This is a genomic window from Enterobacter cloacae complex sp. BZL2005 (genome assembly GCF_049238885.1).
Taxonomy (GTDB): domain Bacteria; phylum Pseudomonadota; class Gammaproteobacteria; order Enterobacterales; family Enterobacteriaceae; genus Enterobacter; species Enterobacter roggenkampii.
In genome coordinates, this window is sequence record NZ_JBMKGI010000003.1 from 195,528 (window position 1) to 215,376 (window position 19,849).

Annotated in this window: 21 protein-coding genes; 7 read left to right on the forward strand and 14 right to left on the reverse strand. The window is 56.7% G+C overall.

Annotated elements, in window-relative coordinates:
* Positions 1-22: 22 nt before the first annotated feature.
* Positions 23-571 carry a GNAT family N-acetyltransferase gene (locus tag ACOTXI_RS08245; protein WP_023327471.1) on the forward strand — a complete coding sequence of 183 codons (549 nt, stop codon included), beginning with the start codon at positions 23-25 and terminating at the stop codon, positions 569-571.
* Here the strand turns inward: ACOTXI_RS08245 and ACOTXI_RS08250 are convergent.
* The 9 genes from ACOTXI_RS08250 to sad all read right to left on the reverse strand — a co-directional run bounded on the left by ACOTXI_RS08250 (position 559) and on the right by sad (position 10,927).
* Entirely contained in the window at positions 559-1,473 is a 915-nt protein-coding gene (locus ACOTXI_RS08250; protein ID WP_023292420.1) for a bestrophin family protein, read from the reverse strand. The two genes, ACOTXI_RS08245 and ACOTXI_RS08250, sit on opposite strands and share 13 nt — an antisense overlap.
* 200 nt (positions 1,474-1,673) lie before the next feature.
* Positions 1,674-3,125: a tagaturonate reductase gene (locus tag ACOTXI_RS08255; RefSeq protein ID WP_058654427.1), complete on the reverse strand. Its 1,452-nt coding sequence runs from the start codon at positions 3,123-3,125 to the stop codon at positions 1,674-1,676.
* 118 nt (positions 3,126-3,243) lie between these two features.
* Positions 3,244-3,771 (reverse strand): GNAT family N-acetyltransferase, encoded by a 528-nt coding sequence (locus tag ACOTXI_RS08260; protein WP_008503205.1) that lies wholly within the window; start codon positions 3,769-3,771, stop codon positions 3,244-3,246.
* A gap of 82 nt (positions 3,772-3,853) precedes the next feature.
* Positions 3,854-4,819 carry a sensor domain-containing diguanylate cyclase gene (locus ACOTXI_RS08265; RefSeq protein ID WP_021242497.1) on the reverse strand — a complete coding sequence of 322 codons (966 nt, stop codon included), beginning with the start codon at positions 4,817-4,819 and terminating at the stop codon, positions 3,854-3,856.
* A gap of 110 nt (positions 4,820-4,929) precedes the next feature.
* Positions 4,930-6,378: a GGDEF domain-containing protein gene (locus ACOTXI_RS08270; RefSeq protein ID WP_021242498.1), complete on the reverse strand. Its 1,449-nt coding sequence runs from the start codon at positions 6,376-6,378 to the stop codon at positions 4,930-4,932.
* Between the two features lie 113 nt (positions 6,379-6,491).
* Complete coding sequence (locus tag ACOTXI_RS08275; RefSeq protein WP_021242499.1) at positions 6,492-6,848, reverse strand: DUF4186 domain-containing protein; 357 nt, start codon at positions 6,846-6,848, stop codon at positions 6,492-6,494.
* Entirely contained in the window at positions 6,848-7,774 is a 927-nt protein-coding gene (gene glsB, locus ACOTXI_RS08280; protein WP_058654426.1) for a glutaminase B, read from the reverse strand. Before glsB ends, ACOTXI_RS08275 begins: the two co-directional genes overlap by 1 nt.
* 62 nt (positions 7,775-7,836) lie before the next feature.
* Positions 7,837-9,426, reverse strand: coding sequence for a methyl-accepting chemotaxis protein (locus ACOTXI_RS08285; protein ID WP_021242500.1), 1,590 nt, complete (start codon positions 9,424-9,426; stop codon positions 7,837-7,839).
* 112 nt (positions 9,427-9,538) lie between these two features.
* On the reverse strand, positions 9,539-10,927 hold the full coding sequence (sad, locus tag ACOTXI_RS08290) for a succinate-semialdehyde dehydrogenase (protein WP_058654523.1): 1,389 nt from the start codon (positions 10,925-10,927) through the stop codon (positions 9,539-9,541).
* A gap of 98 nt (positions 10,928-11,025) precedes the next feature.
* Here sad and ptrR point away from each other — a divergent pair, with 98 nt between their 5' ends.
* Positions 11,026-11,904, forward strand: a complete 879-nt coding sequence (gene ptrR, locus ACOTXI_RS08295) for a putrescine utilization regulator PtrR (protein WP_058654425.1) — start codon at positions 11,026-11,028, stop codon at positions 11,902-11,904.
* Here ptrR and ACOTXI_RS08300 read toward each other — a convergent pair.
* The 3 genes from ACOTXI_RS08300 to ACOTXI_RS08310 all read right to left on the reverse strand — a co-directional run bounded on the left by ACOTXI_RS08300 (position 11,858) and on the right by ACOTXI_RS08310 (position 14,042).
* On the reverse strand, positions 11,858-12,340 hold the full coding sequence (locus ACOTXI_RS08300) for a GNAT family N-acetyltransferase (protein ID WP_058654424.1): 483 nt from the start codon (positions 12,338-12,340) through the stop codon (positions 11,858-11,860). The two genes, ptrR and ACOTXI_RS08300, sit on opposite strands and share 47 nt — an antisense overlap.
* A 93-nt stretch (positions 12,341-12,433) precedes the next feature.
* Positions 12,434-13,225: a PhzF family phenazine biosynthesis protein gene (locus ACOTXI_RS08305; RefSeq protein WP_045354027.1), complete on the reverse strand. Its 792-nt coding sequence runs from the start codon at positions 13,223-13,225 to the stop codon at positions 12,434-12,436.
* A gap of 28 nt (positions 13,226-13,253) precedes the next feature.
* The gene (locus ACOTXI_RS08310; RefSeq protein ID WP_032663529.1) at positions 13,254-14,042 is read right to left on the reverse strand and encodes a PhzF family phenazine biosynthesis protein; all 789 of its coding nucleotides are present in this window, start codon (positions 14,040-14,042) and stop codon (positions 13,254-13,256) included.
* Between the two features lie 177 nt (positions 14,043-14,219).
* On the opposite strand from ACOTXI_RS08310, the gene ACOTXI_RS08315 reads away from it, so the two are divergent.
* Positions 14,220-15,416: a sugar transporter gene (locus ACOTXI_RS08315; protein WP_058654423.1), complete on the forward strand. Its 1,197-nt coding sequence runs from the start codon at positions 14,220-14,222 to the stop codon at positions 15,414-15,416.
* Between the two features lie 97 nt (positions 15,417-15,513).
* Here ACOTXI_RS08315 and ACOTXI_RS08320 read toward each other — a convergent pair whose 3' ends face one another.
* Positions 15,514-16,179: a MarC family NAAT transporter gene (locus ACOTXI_RS08320; RefSeq protein ID WP_008502235.1), complete on the reverse strand. Its 666-nt coding sequence runs from the start codon at positions 16,177-16,179 to the stop codon at positions 15,514-15,516.
* 255 nt (positions 16,180-16,434) lie between these two features.
* On the opposite strand from ACOTXI_RS08320, the gene marR reads away from it, so the two are divergent.
* The 3 genes from marR to marB are packed head-to-tail and all read left to right on the forward strand — an operon-like array spanning position 16,435 to position 17,523.
* A complete protein-coding gene (gene marR / locus ACOTXI_RS08325; RefSeq protein WP_008502236.1) occupies positions 16,435-16,869 on the forward strand; it encodes a multiple antibiotic resistance transcriptional regulator MarR in 435 nt (144 codons plus the stop codon).
* A 21-nt stretch (positions 16,870-16,890) separates the two neighbouring features.
* Positions 16,891-17,271 carry an MDR efflux pump AcrAB transcriptional activator MarA gene (gene marA, locus ACOTXI_RS08330; RefSeq protein WP_008502237.1) on the forward strand — a complete coding sequence of 127 codons (381 nt, stop codon included), beginning with the start codon at positions 16,891-16,893 and terminating at the stop codon, positions 17,269-17,271.
* A gap of 33 nt (positions 17,272-17,304) precedes the next feature.
* The gene (marB, locus tag ACOTXI_RS08335; RefSeq protein WP_008502238.1) at positions 17,305-17,523 is read left to right on the forward strand and encodes a multiple antibiotic resistance protein MarB; all 219 of its coding nucleotides are present in this window, start codon (positions 17,305-17,307) and stop codon (positions 17,521-17,523) included.
* Between the two features lie 32 nt (positions 17,524-17,555).
* Here marB and eamA read toward each other — a convergent pair whose 3' ends face one another.
* Positions 17,556-18,461: an O-acetylserine/cysteine exporter gene (eamA, locus tag ACOTXI_RS08340; protein ID WP_058654422.1), complete on the reverse strand. Its 906-nt coding sequence runs from the start codon at positions 18,459-18,461 to the stop codon at positions 17,556-17,558.
* A gap of 194 nt (positions 18,462-18,655) precedes the next feature.
* Between eamA and ydeE the strand changes: the two genes are divergently transcribed.
* A complete protein-coding gene (gene ydeE, locus ACOTXI_RS08345) occupies positions 18,656-19,849 on the forward strand; it encodes an efflux MFS transporter YdeE (protein ID WP_008502240.1) in 1,194 nt (397 codons plus the stop codon).

Consider the following 19,849-nt stretch of genomic DNA (forward strand, 5'->3'; position numbering starts at 1 on the left):
GCCTAAATAGGGAGATCCGCGCATGACGATACCGACGCTCACGACAGAACGTTTACTGCTGAAACCGCTGGTTGCCGAAGATGCCGCCCAGATACAAACGCTTTATCCGCGCTGGGAGATCGTCCGTTATATGGTCTCTTCCGTCCCCTGGCCCTACCCGGATAACGGCGCGGAAAACTATGTCAACAACGTGGCGCTGCCGGATATGGCAAAAGGAATTGCCTGGTTCTGGAGCATCCGGCGACGTGAGGTGCCGGATGAATTGATGGGCATTATTTGCCTGTACGACGTCGAGGATAACAACCGCGGGTTCTGGCTCGCGCCGGAGTTTCAGGGTTTCGGATATATGCGCGAAGCCAGTATTGCGGCGACGGATTACTGGTTCAACACGCTAAACAAATCCGTTTTGCGGGCCCCGAAGGCCGCCGCCAACAGCCGCTCCCGTCGTATTTCGGACAGTAGCGGCATGCGGCTTATCAGAACGGAGAAGAAAGCCTACGTCAGCGGGATGCTGGACTCCGAGCTGTGGGAGATTACCCGCGACGAGTGGAACGCCCGTCAGGTCAGCTGATAGTGCTTATCCGGCATCAGCCTGTCCGGAATGTTCTCTTCATCATTCATCTGCAGCAGATCGCGTTCCATCATGTTGCAGATGGCGTCCAGCGGCAGGTCGTTATCTTCCGTGCCAAACGGGTCTTCCAGCTCTTCCGCCAGGGTGTCCAGCGAAATAAAGGTGTAGGAAATCAGCGCCGAAACAAAGGGCGTCATGTAGTGCAGGTCCACAACCAGCGCGAACGGCAGCATGATGCAGAACAGATATACCGTGCGGTGCAAAATCAGCGTGTAGGCAAACGGCACCGGCGTGGTCGCAATGCGCTCGCAGCCGGAAAGGACGATAGACATGTCGTTCAGACGGTTGTTCAGGCTATGGAACAGAATGTCTGAGAGTTGCCCGTTTCGCCGCCGCACGGCCAGCCACTCCCCCATGATCAGCAAAATACGGTTCGCCGGTGAGTTGGCGTCCATGACTTTACGTAAATCCTCCGCAGCAAGATAACGAGAGAGCTGCTCAGCATTCAGTTCCCGGCGCAGGGTCATGCGCAGACAGTTGGCGAAAGCAATCTGCAGACGGACAAATTCGCCGAGGTGCTTATCGTCGGGTAAGGTGTTTTTTACCTCGCGAAACAGCGAGCGTGCCGCTATCATCAACTGCCCCCAGAGCAGCCTCGCCTCAACGTAGCGTGAATAACAGGCGTTGTTTCTGAAACCCAGAAAGATAGCGATCGCCACGCCGAGAATGCTGAATGGCGCCACGGTAAATTTGATACCGAGCGAGGTATACCACGGTAACATCAGGATAACGGCGATAGAGAGCAGGAAGTTGAGCAGCAATCGGGTATAGATCTTGGGAAGTACCGAACCGTGCCAGACAAAAATCAGTTGTAGCCAGTGCTGTTTAGGACGAACGATCATAGTGAGTTTCAGGCAAGAAAAGAGCGAGGCTATTAAACGTGATCCCCGTCACCGTTGCAAGCTTGTTAACGGGACATTGGATTTTCTCCCCTGATTAGCGAAATTCGCACGGTGCTGCATGTGCTTTTTAAAAACAAAGCACATAGTATGTTGTAACTAAATGGGGCCTATTCAAACCCGGCCGAAGCCGGGTGAATGCATTAGCAAAGCGGTTTAACCGCGGCGCGCATGCCCTTAAGCAGAATGGCATCCAGATCCAGCGTGACCTGGTCGACAAGACCGCTTACCTGCGTCAAGTCCTGCTCCCAGTGGTCGCGTGCGCTGAGCACCGACTGCACCAGTTCACGGGTGCTAAGCTGCCGGTCGCGGTGCTGCGCCCACAGCTGCTGATAACGTTCCAGCCAGCGTGCATCATCCTGCACCGGATAGCTCTCCCCGTTACGCTCCGCGCGATAAAACGCGATCAATGCGGCCAGAGCAAACGTTAGGCGAGCCGGTAATTGCCCCGTCGCCTTCTGCCCTGCCAGCAGCTGCGGCAGGATGCGGGTACGGTATTTGGTCATACCGTTAAGCGCGATGGAGAGCAGCTGGTGTCTGATGTAGGGATTACGAAAACGTCCTGTCACCGCACTGGCGAACGATTCCAGCTCGTTACGCGGCAAATCGAGGACCGGAATGATCTCCTGATAAATCGCTTTTTCGACGAACGCGCAGATCTCGGCATCATTCATCGCCTCGCCTACCGTATCCAGCCCGGCCTGGAAGGCGACCGGCACCAGCGCCGTGTGCGCGCCGTTCAGAATGGCGACCTTGCGTTCTTTGTAAGGCCTGATGTCGTCGACAATCAGCACGTTTAACGGGTACTTATCCAGACGAAGTTCGTGCGCAAGAGATGCCGGCCCCTGAATCACAAACAGATAAAAATGTTCGGCCGTGTCGAGGAACCCATCGTGATAACCCAGTTCAGCCTCCAGTGCGGCCGCTTCATCGCGGGGATAGCCTGTCACGATACGGTCAACCAGCGTCGAGCAGAAGCTGTTGGCGTCGTTGAGCCACTGAATAAAGGCGGCAGGCAGCGCCCACTCCTGCGCATAGCGCAAGACGAGTTCACGCAGTGCGTCACCGTTGTAGTCAATCAGCTCGCAGGGAATGATTATCCAGCCCTTGTCAGCCGCACCGTTGAAGTGGCTAAAGCGCTCAAACAGCAGACGCGTCAGCTTCGCCGGATAGCTCACCGCAGGGGCATCGTCGACGCTGTCACCCGCGTGGTAGCTGATACCCGCTTCGGTGGTGTTCGAGAATACAAACCGCATATCGGGATTGTGAGCCAGTTTCAGAAATGCGCCATAGTCGTCATAGACGCTGATTTCCCGGTTAACGGAGCGGATCAGCCGGGCCTCGCTCACCGCCTCGCCCTGCTCATTCAGGCCACGAACGATCGTGGTGTACAACCCATCCTGGGTACTTAACGACGGCGGGAAGTCGCTCTGAATCGGGCGTACGATTACCACGCCAGCGTCAAGATCGGTATGTTCGTTTAACAGGTCAATTTGCCAGTCGACAAACGCACGCAGGAAATTGCCTTCACCAAACTGAATGATGCGTTCTGGATAGTGCGCACCGGGAAAATCACGACGGTTGAGCGTGTTCACAAGGGGATTCCTTTTATGATTAGTCATACAGCCTGATAAGATTGGTACGATAACTTATCAAAACTTAACGACCAGAAACCCTGTTTTGATCAATCCGCGGTGCGGTTGTGCAAAATAATTATAAGAACTTATAAAACACAGAGGTGGCGGTCAGGGCGCCGTCAGGCATCAGCGCGTAGCGCGGGATCTCACCAACCTTTTGCCAGCCGGCACGCAGGTAGAAAATTTCGGCCCCGCTGCCGGTGGAGGTATCGAGCACCAGCACAGAAATGTCTCTGGCCCGGGCCTCAGCCTCCAGCGCTTCCATCAATGCCATCGCGGCCCCTTTCCGGCGCGCTTTCTCGTGAACCAGCAGCTTCGCCACATCGGCGCGATGCGGCTGGTTTTCCGGCTGATCTGTGATCAGCTGCACCGTTCCGATGACGCCGTCCTGCGCATCGACGCAGGCAAGCACCAGCCGCTCGCCTCGCGCGACGCTTTCGGCAATACCGCGCCAGAAAGTACGGGCCTTGTCGAGGCTAAAAGGGAGCATAAAGCTGACGGATGCCCCGCCGTTTACGCAGTTTTCGAGGATCCCGGCCAGCGCATCAAGATGGATGAGGATCTCTTCCCGGGTGAGGGTTTTGATTTGCAGTGAGGTATTCATTGTTTTTCCTTACGTTGAATACGCTCACTTTGGGTTTAACAACTTATTAACGCAAGCGGTTCGGACATAGGCTTTTATTATGTCACCGGGCGCGCTGGCGCTGCTGCTTCATGGCATACATCTTTTCATCGGCATCTTTTAACCACTGTTGCAGGTCGTTGCCGTTATGATCGAATTCACTGAGCCCCCATGAGAAGTGTAGCGACCACGGGTGAAGCTTGCGGGCGTTATAGCTTTCCACCTGCTCGGCGAGATACTGCATGGCTATCCAGGCGCCCTGCTCGTCGGTATCCGCGAACAGCACCGCGAACTCATCCCCGCCAAAACGCACCAGCATATCGGCCTCACGGAAAGCGCTGCGCATCAGCTGCGCCATAACTTTAAGCGCCTTATCGCCCTCTTCATGCCCGTAGCGATCGTTAATCTCCTTAAAGCGATCCAAATCCAGCCAGCCGAGCGTCAGCGGCTCCGCCCGGCGTCGGGCAACCGAAAGCGTAAACCGCACCAGTTGATTAAAGCCCCGGCGGTTGAATAAGCCGGTTAACTCATCCGTGGTCGCCGCGCTGATGGCGGCAAACTCATCTTCTGCCAGCGCGCCCAGGTCTCCCAGCACGGCAAGATCGGCCGCCGAGAACTCACGGGGGGCGTAATCAATCAGACACAGCGAGCCCACGCTGGCGCCGTCACGCAGGCGCAGCGGGAAGCCCGCATAAAAACGCACGCGAGGTTCACCCGCCACCAGCGGATTATCCGCAAAACGATCGTCCTGCAGCATATCCCCTACCACCAGCGGTGCTTCGGTGAGGATCGTATGGCCACAAAACGAGATATTACGCGGAACGGTGTCAGGCGCCTTGCCATCGGCCGACTTCACGATCAGCGAGTGCTCATCAATGAGGTTGACCATTGCCAGCGGCACCTGGAAGAAGCGCTTCGCCAGACGCGTAAGCCGGTCAAACGCCGGGGAACTGTCGATCTCAAGCAGACCTGATTCGCGCAGCGAGTTCAGTCTGTCTGTTTCATTTTCAGGGGTTGCAGGTGCTTTCATAATGTCTCCTGACGTAAAGCGTTACTCAAAGCGTAGCTTAAACAGTGACATTGTCAGTGTTCTGACAGTCTGTTAAGCCACTTGCTATTCACGTCAATGCCTTATGACGATTAACGCAGCTCTGTTTCATGCCCGGTGGCGGCAGTAATATGCTCGTCCGCGACCCGGGCGCTGGTACGATTTCGACCCGCTTTTTTTGAACGATAGAGGTGATCGTCCGCTTCGGTCATGAGTTTGTTGAAGACCTCGGTCAACTGCCATGCCTCCGCCTTCCCGCTTCCAAGGCCAATACTGACCGTCAGAGAGAGCGTTTGCTGACGCCATGTAAAAGGATGGTTAGCGACGGTAGTTCTGATACGTTCCGCCAGTTCATAACCGTGTCGAGCGTCGCCAGAGTTGACCACCACCGCGAACTCTTCCCCGCCCATACGCGCGACCATCCCGTCTTCACCGACCACCTGCTGAACCTGCCGGGCGAATGACGCCAGCACGCGGTCGCCACACTCGTGGCCGTAGTTATCGTTGATGCTTTTGAAGTAATCGATATCCAGCAGCATAACGGTCAGGAAACGCGAATGGCGGTGCGTCTCTTCGTGTTTTAACGCCTCATAAAGCCCGGAACGCGAATAAACCTGCGTTAAAAAGTCATAATCCGCCCGCAGGGAAACCTGACGGATCAGGGAATTAATGGCTGCCATGCTGACGGAAACCAGCACCGGACAGATCGCCATCGTGGCAATACCCAGCCGGGCAGAAAACATCATTGGGGTGGTCAGCGGTGTCGCCACGGCAATATTAATCACCGAGTTGGCGACCAGAATAATTTCAATGGCGCCCGTGACAAACGTCAGCAAGCAGGTCACAGGCAATGGGTAGCGTACCGCACACCAGATAAGCGCAGGCAGTGGAAAAGAGAGGCTCCCCGCGCCGCCAATCACGACTGACGCGACCACCGAGACGATCAGCGCAATAACCGGTAACAGCTGCTCCAGACGTAACCTGAATTCGCGCACGGGCATGCCTATCGTGAGCATACACGGCACAACAAGCACGCCGGTTGAGAACTGCTCGCTAAACCAGTCGGCAAAGAGTGGCCAGAAGGTGTGGCTGTCAATCCCGACCGACCCCACCGCGCCGAGCAGTGCGCACAGCAATGCGGCAATCAGGCAGTAGTTGAACAGGCGTAATGCGTTAAGCGGATCCGGGGTTTTCTTCATCAGCCGCCTGTCACGCTGAATCAGCACGGCGACCACGACGATAAAGACCATGTTAGACAGGTTGATCACCACGGAGGCTATCCCCCAGTTGGTCGTCACCGCGTCGTACATCAGCATGGCGACATAGGATACCGCGTAGTAATGCAGGCGATTCAGAAAAACATAGCGGGCAAAGATCCCTGCCATCACGCCGTTGAGGGGCCAGAACAGCGACAAGGCCTCCACGAGACGTAATTCCGCACCCACAAAATAGAACAAAGTGGTGAGGATAAAGATCGTCGATGCATTTCGCAGCGGCGTGTCTGGCTGGAACGGCCTGAAAGCGGTAAGAGCAGAACGCATTAAATTTCATTCCATATGAAAGCTTATGGCAGTTATTGCGGTCGTCAGCACGATCGGCGCTCACTTAGGATGAATCTATAACACAAATATAACGGGATCATAACTCGTCAAATTTAGGCGTTCATCTGGAGCACCAGCCAGTGGTGAATCACGCTGACGATATACTGCTGCTGCTGCGCGGTGAGCTGAACACCGTGAGGAATATTATGCCATTTCGCCAGACAGCCCCGGCAACAGGTGGCGGTGGCATGCTGGGCGATAAATACCGGGTGACCGCGCATGGGCGTCTGTTTGCCGTCATTCGCGGGTTGTGCAGGGGCAAGGCGCTTTTCGACAAAATCAGCGGCATGCTGATCAATGGTATCGGGGCCTTTGTCCCAGCAATACTGCCGTTCCTTATCGCCTAAGCGGAAGCGCGAGCGAAACGTCGATCGCGCCAGACGGGAAAAAAGGGGATCCAGGTCAGACATCAGTAAACGGAACGTCCCATACGCTGGGTCAGTTTCTCCAGAACCGCGACACCGGCAAGGGAATTTCCCGTTTCATCCAGCTCGGGGCTCCAGACCGCAATCGCCATTTCATGCGGTACAATCGCCACCACTCCGCCGCCCACGCCCGACTTGGCCGGGAGGCCAACGCGCCAGGCAAACTCGCCCGCGTTTTGATACATCCCGCTGGTTGCCATCAGCGCGTTGACCTGGCGCGCCTGGAGAGGAGAAACCACCTCCTGATCGAGGTGCGGCGCGTGCCCCTGATGCGCAAGGAACAGGAACGTCTGAGCCAGCTCAACGCAGCTCATTTTCAGGGCGCAGTAATGGAAATAGTTTTGCAGGACGGTCGCCACGTCGTTATGGAAGTTGCCGAAGGATTTCATCAGCCACGCGATGGCCGCGTTACGGGCAGAGTGTTCGAACTCCGAGCGGGCCACCACCGGATCGTAGGCAATGTCGTCACCCCCCGAGAGCTGGCGTACTATCTCCAGCATTCGCTGACGCGGCGCGCTGAGGCGGCTCTGCAGCATGTCGCAGACCACCAGCGCCCCGGCGTTGATAAAGGGATTTCGCGGTTTACCCTGCTCGATTTCAAGCTGAAGCAGCGAGTTAAAAGGCTGGCCGGACGGATCTTTACCCACGCGCTGCCAGATTTCGTCTTCTTCATACTGGCGCATCGCCGCAACCAGACTGAGCACTTTCGAAATGGACTGAATGGAAAAACGTTCTGTTGCATCCCCTGCCTGGAATCGCTGTCCGTCGATGGTGCAAATAGCAATACCCAGCTTATTCCCGCTGACCGAGGCAAGGGCCGGAATATAGTCGGCAACCTTCCCCTTTCCAATTAACGGACGAACCTGCGCCAGAATCTCGTCCAACATCTCATTATGGATGACCGCAGCCACACTTTGCTCCTTGCCCTCAGGCTAAAACGGGCTGCGAGTATAACAGAGGCTTATGTATTGCGTCAGGCGCTAAGACGAAAACGCGAAACGGCCTGCAATAAAAGATCGGATTGCTTTTGCAGCCGCTCAGAGGCCTCCGAGGCGTCAGAGACCAGCAGGTCCGTCTGACGGGAGACCTGGTTCAGCGCCTGAAGCTGACGCGTCATCAGGTGAATACGCTCTCCCTGACTGAGCGTGGCGGTGGAGATCTCATTCAGCAAACTGCTCAAATTACCCACCAGACCGGTGACCTGCTGCAAATTCTCTTCCATCAGGGTGACGGCACGGGAACCGTCTTCGATACCCTGCAGTGAACGGTTGATCAGCTCCTGAATGGTCTGCGTCGAGTGGCTGCTCTTTCTGGCCAGCAGTCCAACCTCGCGGGCGACGACGGCAAACCCGCGCCCCTGATTTCCGGCATGGGCGGCCTCAATGGCGGCATTCAGCGCCAGGATGTTCGTCTGAAACGCCACGCTGTCGATCATCGCCACGATCCCGCGCATCTCAGACGATCGGTCGACGATCGCCTGCATAGACGCATTTACGGTCGACATCATCTGGTCGCCGCCCACGGCTGCCTGGCGCGCTTCATCGGCCCGGGAGCTGGCGAGTCTGGCATAGCCGGTATTTCCTTCCACGTGGCTTTCCAGCGCCGCAATATGCGCCGTCACATCCTCAAGCTCTTTCGCCTGGCGTGCCGACTGCTGATACAGCTTCTGGTTACCCTGCGCCAGAGAGTCAATGTTCTCCACCATGGTAGCCGTGGCGTGGCTGACCTGCGTCACCAGCTGCTGCAGGCCGTGCTGCATCGTGGCAATGCTGTCGCTAAGCTGCCCTATCTCCCGGTTGAAGCGCATGACGTTCGGCGGCGTGCCGGAGAGATCCCCTGCTGCCAGCCGGTTGATATGCGCGATGAGCCGACGCAGCGGCGTAATCACCCATCGGGACATACCGAACCAGACGACAGCGGCAATGGCGACTAACAGCAACGGGGCAAACAGGAATAACGTTTGCAGGTCAGAGAGCTGCGCCATGAGGCTCTGACGCCCCTGCATGGCCTGCTTCTCGCTTGCCTGCTGGTAGCGCGCATAGTTGTCGTTAAAATCAGTCTGAAAAGCCTGCGCCGGGACGGCAAAAAAAGCGTCGATGGTATTGGTTTTGACCAGACCTTCCGCCTGCTCTTTGATCGCGCCGTAGAAGAGCTGATAGCTGTTTACCAGGGCGTCGTCTTTCGGTGGATTCAGCGCCAGCCAGGCCTTCCACGCCTGCTGAGACACCGTCAGCGCCTTTTGCGCGTCATCCATCAGGCTGTGCCAGCTTCCGTCGGATCCGGTCTCTTTATCCTGCATAAACCACACCCCGGAGCGGTTAAGGAGATCGCTTGCCGCCAGCAGAGAGACGCGGGCCAGATCCAGCTTGCTCTGCTGCTGCCACGCCAGCAGGTTTTGCTGCTCGTTGCGCTGGGCTTCGTTCAGGGAGGCGTTAAGCAGGAATGACGAGGAGAGCTGCAGCGCGGAGAAAAGGCCAATAATGCAAAAGATCCCTGTCAGCAGGCCAAAGTGACGGGGAGTGAGACGCTGCGCAATACGGCGAAAAATTTGCGTTAGGTTCATAATTAGCTTCATTTACAAGGCGTTAGACGCGAGCGAGTCTACGAAATGAAAATGACAGAACCATTGCAGATTAATGACAACGGCCCTCGCGATGAGGGCCGACATCGCGGGATTACACGCGATCCTTCCACACCGTCTGCACGTTGCAGAACTCATGCAACCCAAAGTGGGAAAGTTCGCGGCCAAAGCCACTTTTCTTCACGCCGCCAAAGGCCACGCGCGCATCGCTGGCGCTAAAGCCGTTGATAAACACCCCGCCGCACTCCAGCTCGCGGGAGAAGGTCTCTGCCAGCGCATCACTGGCCGTAAAGACCGTGGCAGACAGGCCAAAATCGCTGTCGTTGGCCAGCATCAGGGCATGCTCCGCGTCTTTCGCGATAGTAATGGTCGCGACCGGACCAAACAGCTCCTGCCGGAAGGCCGTCATCGCCGGGGTGACGTTCGCCAGCACGGTTGGGGCGTAATAATTCCCCTCACCGCTGATTTTCTCACCGCCCAGCAGCAGCGTTGCACCTTCCGCCAGCGTCGCCTGCACCTGCTGATGGAGTTCATCGCGCAGGTCAAAACGCGCCATCGGGCCAATATAGTTTTCTTCCTGGTCCGGCGCGCCCAGCTTCAGCGCAGCAACCGCATCGACAAAGCGCTGGGTAAAGGTCTTCGCAATACCCTCTTCCACAATGAAGCGTTTGGCCGCCGCGCACACCTGCCCGGTATTCTGGTAGCGGCCTGCTACCGCCGCCTTCACGGCAAGATCCAGGTCGGCATCGTTGAGGACGATGAACGGGTCAGAGCCGCCCAGCTCAAGAACGCATTTCTTCAGCGCGGCACCCGCCTGAGCACCAATGGCTGCCCCGGCACGCACGCTGCCGGTGACGGTCACTGCCGCAATACGGCGATCGTTAATCGCCTGGCTGACGCCGTCATTGGTGGCGTTTACCCAGCCGAACACGCCTTCAGGGAAACCGGCATCCGCAAAGATCTGCGCGATAAGCTCCGCCGAGCCGAGGACGTTGGGCGCGTGTTTGAGCAGATAGCTGTTACCTGCCAGCAGAATCGGCACCGCGCCGCGCAGCACCTGCCAGAGCGGGAAGTTCCACGGCATGACCGCGATGATCGGCCCCAGCGGACGGTATTCAATGACCGCATTCTGGTTTTCGACCAGCGTCGGTTCCGCGTGCAGCATCGCCGGGCCGTGCTCGGCGTACCAGTCGCACAGGCCGGCGGATTTTGCCACTTCGGCCCGCGCCTGCTGAATGGGTTTGCCCATTTCACGGGAGATCGTCTGCGCCATCTCTTCAGCGCGATGACGCAGCGCGGCGCTAAGATCGCGCAGCTTTTGCGCCCGGTGGGAGACGCTTTCGCGACGCCACTGGCGATAGCCCGCGTCGGACTGAGAAATCGCGCGTTCAACCTGTTCCGGCGTCGCCCACGGATACGCGGCGAGGGTTTCACCCGTTGCCGGGTTGACAGAGAAGGCATGTGTTGCAGAGGAATAAGTCATGGTGTTCTCCACGTTTTTCGGTTGATTCATTGTGGCCCACTCTGCTATTTCTTAAAAATGAATAATACTAACCACCTTATTCACGAAACGAGAACGCTATGGATTTAACCCAGCTTGAAATGTTTAACGCCGTCGCGCTGACGGGCAGTATCACCCAGGCGGCGCAGAAGGTGCATCGCGTGCCGTCAAACCTGACGACCCGCATCCGCCAGCTGGAAGCCGATCTTGGCGTTGAGCTGTTTATTCGTGAGAACCAGCGTTTGCGTTTATCCCCGGCTGGCCATAACTTTTTGCGCTACAGCAAGCAGATCCTCGCCCTGGTGGATGAAGCGCGCATGGTCGTCGCGGGGGATGAGCCGCAGGGGTTATTTGCCCTCGGCGCGCTGGAAAGTACCGCCGCCGTGCGCATTCCTGAAACGCTGGCACAGTTTAACCAGCGCTATCCGCGCATTCAGTTTGCCCTTTCTACCGGGCCATCCGGGACGATGATTGATGGCGTACTGGAGGGAACTCTGAGCGCCGCCTTTGTCGACGGGCCACTCTCGCACCCGGAGCTGGAAGGAATGCCGGTCTACCGGGAAGAGATGATGCTGGTCACGCCTGCCGGGCAGGCGGAAATCTCACGCGCCGCGCAGGTGAGCGGCAGCGACGTTTATGCCTTTCGCGCCAACTGCTCTTATCGCCGGCACCTGGAGAGCTGGTTTCACGCTGACCGCGCCACGCCCGGCCGCATTCACGAGATGGAGTCCTATCACGGCATGCTCGCCTGCGTCATTGCGGGCGCGGGCATCGCGCTGATGCCGCGCTCGATGCTGGAGAGTATGCCCGGGCATCATCAGGTTGAAGCCTGGCCGCTGGCAGAAAACTGGCGCTGGCTCACCACCTGGCTGGTGTGGCGACGCGGGGCAATGACCCGCCAGCTGGAGGCCTTTATAGCGCTGCTAAACGAACGTCTTCAATCAGCGCCTTCTCCATAAACAGGCTGAGCGGATCGTCAACGTACGGGGGAAACGCCGGACGCAAATCGTATCCGCACTGTTCATAAAGACGCACCGCGGCGCGCTGCTTGATGCCCGTCTCCAGCCGTACCGTATGGCAATGACGGCTCAGGGCCTCATCTTCCAGGGCGGCCAATAGCGTCTCCCCAAGGTGCTGCCCACGATGGGCCGGATCGATATAGACCCGCTTCATCTCCCCCGTACCGTCGCCGTTGAGCACGATGGCGCCACAGCCAACGGCCTGAAGCTGCTGGTCGCGAATGACCATCAGGATCAGCGACGTTTCCGGCAGCGCAGCCAAATCGATCAGATGATTGCTTTCGGCGGGATAGAGTTCGCTCTGATAGCGGTCAAGCGCCGCGATCAGGCTAAGAATGTCCGGGTGACGTGCAGATTCAGAGGTAATGGAATACATGGCAGGCTCCTTGCTTTTTTTTGTGAGGCTAAATGTCAACATAGCGCAGGCCTGCCAGGGTGCTTCATACAATTAACTTATCGTACCGCTCCGTTAGCGCAAAAAGATTTTCCCTTTCAGATACAGGGTGGCCTGACCGCCAATCAGCACGCGGTCGCCCTTCATTTCGCAGCGCAGATCCCCGCCACGGTGCGCCCCCTGGTGGGCATAAAGTGACGTTTTACCCAGCTTTTCGCTCCAGTATGGGATTAGCATGCTGTGGGCGGATCCGGTAACCGGATCTTCCGGCACCCCTTCCCCCGGGCAGAAGAAGCGGCTGACGAAGTCATATTTTTCGCCCGACGCCGTCACGCAGACCATTTTATCCAGCGGGATCATCGCCCCAATATCCGGCGTTAACGCTTCCACCTGCTGCTGGCTCTCCAGCACCACCAGGTAATCACGTCCGACGCGCACCTCTTTTGCGTCTGGGATGCCCAGCGCGCTAAACAGCAGCGCAGGTGGGTTCTCGACCACCTCCGTTGACCACGCGGGGAAGTTCAGCGTCAGCCAGTCGCCGCTGCGTTTAACCGTCAGCTCGCCCACGAAGCGCGTGGTGAAGGTAATTTCAGTATGCGGATAGTCAAGGTATTCGAAAATAACGTGCGATGCGGCAAGCGTAGCATGGCCGCACAGGTTAATTTCATCGAGCGTGGTAAACCAGCGCAGTTCAAACCCACCGTCGGTGCGTACAAAAAAGGCGGTCTCAGACTGGTTATGCTGCTGCGCCATTTTGAGCAGCGTCTCGTCCGGCAGCCACGCTTCCAGAGGACATACCGCTGCCGCGTTGCCGCCAAAGGTTTTGTCGCTGAAGGCATCCACCAGATAAAAATCAATTTCCTGCATTGTCTCTTCCTCTCTTGTTATGGGTTATTTAGCGCAGAAAAACTGTGCCTTTCAGATAAAGTGAAGCCTGTCCGCTCATCAGCACGCGCGAGCCTTTCAGCTCACAGCGCACGTCGCCGCCGCGCGCGGAAACCTGACGGGCAAGCATGGCTGTTTTCCCCAACCGTTCACCCCAGTATGGGATCAGCATGGTGTGCGCGGAGCCGGTGACCGGGTCTTCCGGAACGGATACCCCGGGGGAGAAAAAGCGGCTGACAAAATCGTATTCCCCCTCACCCCGTGCCGTCACGCTCACCTTATGCTCGCCCGGCGTCATCGCCGAAAAGCGTGGCGCGAGTGCTTCAACCTGCTGGCGATTATCCAGCACGATCAGCCAGGCGCGCCCTTTGCGTGCTGCAACGTAATGACGGATACCGAGCGCCGAGAGCATCTCCGGCGGCGGCGTCTCTTCTTGGGTTGGACATGCCGGGAAGTCCAGCGTCATCCACTCCCCCTCCCGGCTGACCGTCAGGCGGCCAGAGGCGGTATCAAAGTGGATCCGCGAGTCGGGGTAATCCAGTTCATTAAACAGAACGTACGCGGCGGCAAGGGTGGCGTGGCCGCAGAGATTGACTTCGGTAAGCGTGGTAAACCAGCGTAGCTCAATGCCTCCTTTAGTGCAGACGAAAAAGGCCGTTTCCGACTGATTATGCTGCTGCGCCATTTTCAGCAAGGTCTCATCGGGTAACCATTCCTTGAGCGGACAAACGGCGGCCGGGTTGCCGCCAAACGTGGTATTGCTGAACGCATCGACCAGATAAAAATCAATCTCCTGCATTGTCTTACCGCCTGTTTTTATTGTGTTGTTCTTTTATATTCAATGAAAACAGCGCTCCCGGCTACCGCTTTCATAAGGTAAATATTGAGATCTGCGTCACATAATGGTTGAGTTTTCGCCATTCAACGTTTTAAGATCGTCTCCTCTTCTTTTCAGCAACGAATCTCCGACATCCCTATGACAACGAACACAGTTTCCCGCAGGGTTGCGTGGCTACGCGTGGTCACGCTGGCCATTGCCGCGTTTATTTTTAACACCACAGAATTTGTGCCGGTTGGGCTGTTGTCTGACATCGCTAACAGTTTCCAGATGGAAACGGCGCAGGTGGGCATTATGTTGACCATTTACGCCTGGGTGGTGGCGCTGATGTCCCTGCCGTTCATGCTGCTGACCAGCCAGATAGAGCGGCGCAGGCTGCTGATCGGTCTGTTTGTCTTATTTATCGCGAGCCACGTGCTGTCGTTTATGGCGTGGAATTTTACGGTGCTGGTCATCAGCCGCGTCGGTATCGCCTTTGCCCATGCGGTGTTCTGGTCGATCACCGCGTCGCTGGCGATTCGCCTCGCACCGGCGGGTAAACGCGCGCAGGCGCTAAGCCTGATTGCTACCGGTACCGCACTGGCGATGGTGCTGGGCCTGCCGATTGGCCGCATCGTGGGGCAATACTTCGGCTGGCGTACCACCTTCTTCGCCATCGGCATGGGCGCGCTGGTGACGCTGGTGTGTCTGATTAAGCTGCTGCCCGCGCTGCCGAGCGAACATTCCGGCTCGCTGAAAAGCCTGCCGCTGCTGATGCGTCGCCCTGCGCTGCTGAGCATCTACCTGCTGACCGCCATCGTGGTAACGGCCCATTACACCGCGTATAGCTACATTGAACCGTTTGTGCAGGTGGTAGCAGGCTTTAGCGCCAACTTTGCCACCGTCTTACTGCTGATCCTCGGCGGCGCGGGGATTATTGGCAGCGTGCTGTTCGGCAAGCTGGGTAACCGGCACGCCTCCTCGCTGGTAAGCAGCGCTATAGGCCTGCTGCTGGCCTGTCTGCTGTTGCTGATGCCCGCCGCGGGAAGTGAAAGCCATCTGGCGATCCTCAGCCTGTTCTGGGGCGTGGCGATCATGATTATTGGCCTGGGCATGCAGGTGAAGGTGCTAGCCCTGGCGCCGGATGCGACGGACGTCGCCATGTCGCTGTTCTCGGGAATTTTCAATCTGGGGATTGGCGCGGGTGCGCTGGTGGGAAACCAGGTCATCCTGCACGTGTCGATGTCGGCGATTGGCTATCTGGGTGCCATTCCGGCCCTGATGGCGCTGTTCTGGTCGGTACTCATCTTCCGCAAGTGGCCGGTGGCGCTGGAGGAACAGGGGCAGCACGGGTGAGGGTCGTTTGTGCCGGGTGGCGGCTTCGCCTTACCCTGCCTACAAAAAGACGGGTTTCGTAGGCCGGGTAAGGCGAAGCCGCCACCCGGCAATGAACTTAATGGTAAGTCTTAATAATCTCCAGCACGCCGTTAATAATAAACTGCACGCCCATACAGACCAGTAAGAAGCCCATCAGGCGGGAAATCGCCTCGATACCGCCCTTGCCTACCCAGCGCATGATGGCGCCGGAGCTGCGCAGCGATGCCCACACGATAATCCCGATAATCGCAAAAATCAGCGGCGGTGCCACCGTCAGCACCCAGTCCGGGAAGGTTGCGCTGTCACGCACCGTCGACGCGGAGCTGATGATCATCGCGATGGTCCCCGGCCCCGCCGTGCTCGGCATGGCAATCGGCACGAAGGCGATATTCGCGCTCGGTTCGGTTTCCAGCTCTTCCGATTTGCTGGTCGCTTCCGGCGACTCATGCGCTTTTTGCGCCGGGAACAGCATGCGGAAACCGATAAAGGCCACGATCAGCCCCCCGGCGATACGCAGGCCAGGGATGGAAATCCCGAAGGTATTCATCACCAGTTGCCCGGCGTAGTAAGCCACCATCATGATGGCAAACACATACACCGAGGCCATCATCGACTGATGATTGCGCTCGGCGCTGTTCATATTCCCTGCCAGCCCGAGGAAAAGCGCCACCGTCGTTAACGGGTTAGCCAACGGCAGCAAGACCACCAGCCCAAGGCTGATTGCTTTAATCAAATCCAACATAGTGCGTTGTCGTCCTTATCCATATTTAACACAGCAATTATAGGGGGAAAGTGTGACATTCAGCCATGGGCGCAACGTAACGATTATTTTCCTTCTGAAAAGATAACAGGAAGTTATCCCTATGATTTGAAACACCTTAAAAAAAGTTCATGAAACGTTTTAGCAATTCGTGGCATCGGCTGATTCATTCAGTTGACTTATACTTGCCTGAGCAATAATATCTGCCGTGACTAATTACTTGCCAGGGCAACCATTGTGAAAAGCACCAGTGATATCTTTAACGACGTTGTTCCGCTGGGTCGTCTTATTCATATGGTCAATCAGAAAAAAGATCGCCTGCTCAATGACTATCTGTCACCGCTGGATATCACCGCAACACAGTTCAAAGTGCTGTGTTCCATTCGCTGCGAAGTGTGTATCACGCCGGTTGAGCTGAAAAAGGTGCTCTCTGTCGATCTGGGTGCGTTAACCCGCATGCTCGATCGTCTCGTCTGCAAAGGATGGATAGAACGAAGCCCTAACCCGAATGACAAACGCGGCGTACTAGTGAAGCTGACCAGCGATGGCGCGGCCATGTGCGAGCAATGTCATCAATTAGTAGGACAAACACTGCATCAGGAACTAACAAAAAACTTAACGGCAGATGAAGTGGCAACCCTTGAGCTTTTGCTGAAGAAAATCCTGCCGTAAACAGAAAAAAGAGGTATGACGATGTCCAGACGCAATACTGACGCTATCACCATTCATAGCATTTTGGACTGGATCGAGGATAACCTGGAATCGCCGCTCTCCCTTGAAAAAGTGTCAGAGCGTTCAGGTTACTCCAAATGGCACCTGCAACGGATGTTCAAAAAAGAGACCGGCCATTCATTAGGTCAATATATTCGCAGCCGCAAGCTGACGGAGATTGCCCAGAAACTGAAAGAAAGCAATGAGCCGATCCTTTATCTGGCGGAGCGTTACGGATTTGAATCGCAGCAAACCCTGACGCGTACGTTCAAGAACTATTTTGACGTGCCGCCTCACAAGTACCGAATCACCAGCGTGCCGGGCGAATCCCGATACCTGTATCCGTTAAAACACTGTAGTTAATCATCGCCTGTCACAGACGTAACCGAGGAAATCATGAAAGTTATCGCCTCCGCCGCCCTCGCCTTGCTGGTGCTGTTCTCCAGCCAGACCTTCGCGGAGCAAACCCCTCGTGCAACGCAGCAAAATAATCCTGATACGATGATTTTGCCGTCCGCACATGACCAGTCGCCCTATGATTTCAACCACATGGGTGCTGGTAGCGACAAATCCGACGAATTAGGCGTGCCTTATTATAATCAGCACGGCTTCTGATTCGTTTTTGCCCCGCAGACGCGGGGCTTTTTTTATGCCTTTTCGCTTACCCGCGTCGTCCGACGAACCCGCAGACCAAACACGTTAATGTACAGCCCGGCCATGATCAGCACGGCGCCAAACAGCTGCAGCGCGCTTAGCGTTTCATCCAGCAATATCGCCGCACTGGCAAGCCCTACCACCGGCACCAGCAGAGATAACGGCGCGACGCGCCAGGTCTCATAACGCCCCAGCAGCGATCCCCAGATCCCGTAGCCCACAATGGTGGCGACAAAGGCCAGATAGACGAGAGACAGGATCGTGGTCATATCGATGTTGACCAGACTGTTCAGCATCACCGCCGGACCGTCCAGAATACTCGACGCCAGCAGAAACGGGATAACCGGGATCAGTGCGCTCCACACCACCAGCGACATCACCGCCGGGCGCGCCTCGTGCTGCATGATCAGCTTGTTGAAGATATTCCCGCAGGCCCAGCTCAGCCCCGCCGCCAGCGTCAACATAAACCCGAGCAGCGCCACATGCTGACCATTCAGGCTGGCCTCGATCAGCACCAGCACGCCGAACACCGCCAGCGTGATCCCCGCCAGCTGTTTGCCCTGCAGGCGCTCGCCAAAGACAAACGCCCCGAGAATAATGGTAAAGAACGCCTGCGCCTGTAACACCAGCGAGGCCAGACCGGCCGGCATACCGAACTTGATGGCGCAAAAGAGAAACGCGAACTGGCCAAAGCTAATGGTCAAACCGTAGCCCAGCAGCAGTTTAAAGGGGATCTTTGGACGCGCCACAAAGAAGATGGCCGGGAAAGCGACCAGCATAAAACGTAAGCCGGCCAGCATCAGCGGCGGCATGTTGTGCAGCCCCAGCTTAATGACCACAAAATTGAGCCCCCATACTACGACCACCAGCAGTGCCAGCAGCCCGTCTTTCCGCGTCATATCCCGCCCCTGAATTATTAATAATTTGTTAACACTTCAAGGTAACAGAAAAAAGTGCGTCACGAGAAGATCATTATTTCTGGCAGGCAGCTGAAGCACTTAGGGATAAATAGGGTGCTATACAAGCCCCTTATGTCATGGTAATCCTGTTAACACACATCGAATAAAAGCATAAGCAACTGTCGGGCAGGAATATGAAACCATCTCTCAGGCGCTCAACCGCGGCGCTGCTGGCATCGTCATTGTTATTAACCATCGGTCGGGGGGCAACGCTGCCGTTTATGACCATTTATCTCACGCGCGTCTACAGCATGAGCGTCGAGAATATCGGTTATGCCCTGACGATTGCGCTGACCATTGGCGTGGTGTTCAGCCTGGGATTTGGCATTCTTGCCGATAAGTTTGATAAAAAACGCTACATGCTGATCGCCATCGTAGCCTTTATCGCCGGATTTGTGGCGATCCCGCTGGTCAATAACGTCACGCTGGTGGTGCTGTTCTTTGCGCTGATCAACTGCGCCTACTCCGTCTTTTCGACGGTGCTGAAAGCCTGGTTCTCCGACGTGCTCACCTCCAGCCAGAAGGCGCGGGTCTTCTCGCTAAACTACAGCTTCCTGAACATTGGCTGGACGGTCGGCCCGCCGATTGGCACCCTGCTGGTGATGTACAGCCTGCAGCTGCCGTTCTGGCTGGCAGCCTTCTGTGCCGCCCTGCCGCTGGGCTTTATCCACTTCTTTGTACAGAAAAGCGTGGCGTTAGATACCGCCGAGGAGAAGACGCCGTGGCAGCCGTCGGTCTTGCTGAAAGATCGCGCGCTGTTCTGGTACACGCTCTCTGGCCTGCTGGCGTCGTACGTGGGCGGGTCGTTCGCGAGCTGTATTTCGCAATACGTTCTCGCTGCACATGCGGACAGTGATTTCGCCGAAAAGGTGGTCGCCGTGGTGCTGCCCGTCAACGCCGCCGTGGTGGTAACGCTGCAATATGCGCTGGGCCGCAAAATCTCAGCCAGCAATATCCGCCCGCTGATGTCCCTCGCCACCCTGTTTTTTATCGTGGGGCTGGGCGGCTTTATGCTCTCCGGGGAAAACCTGGTTTACTGGGGCATCGCTGCCGCTATTTTCACGCTGGGTGAGATTATCTATGCCCCGGGTGAATACATGCTGATTGACAACATTGCGCCACCGGGAATGAAGGCGAGCTATTTCTCCGCGCAGGCGCTGGGCTGGCTCGGCGCGGCGGCAAACCCGATGATCACCGGTATCATCCTGACCAACCTGCCGCACTGGTCGCTGTTTGTGATTATGATGGCCGCGATTATTGTGGCGTGGCTGATGATTTTGCGCGGGATGAGCGTGAAGGCATGGTGCGAGTCACCCAAAGCGGCGTAG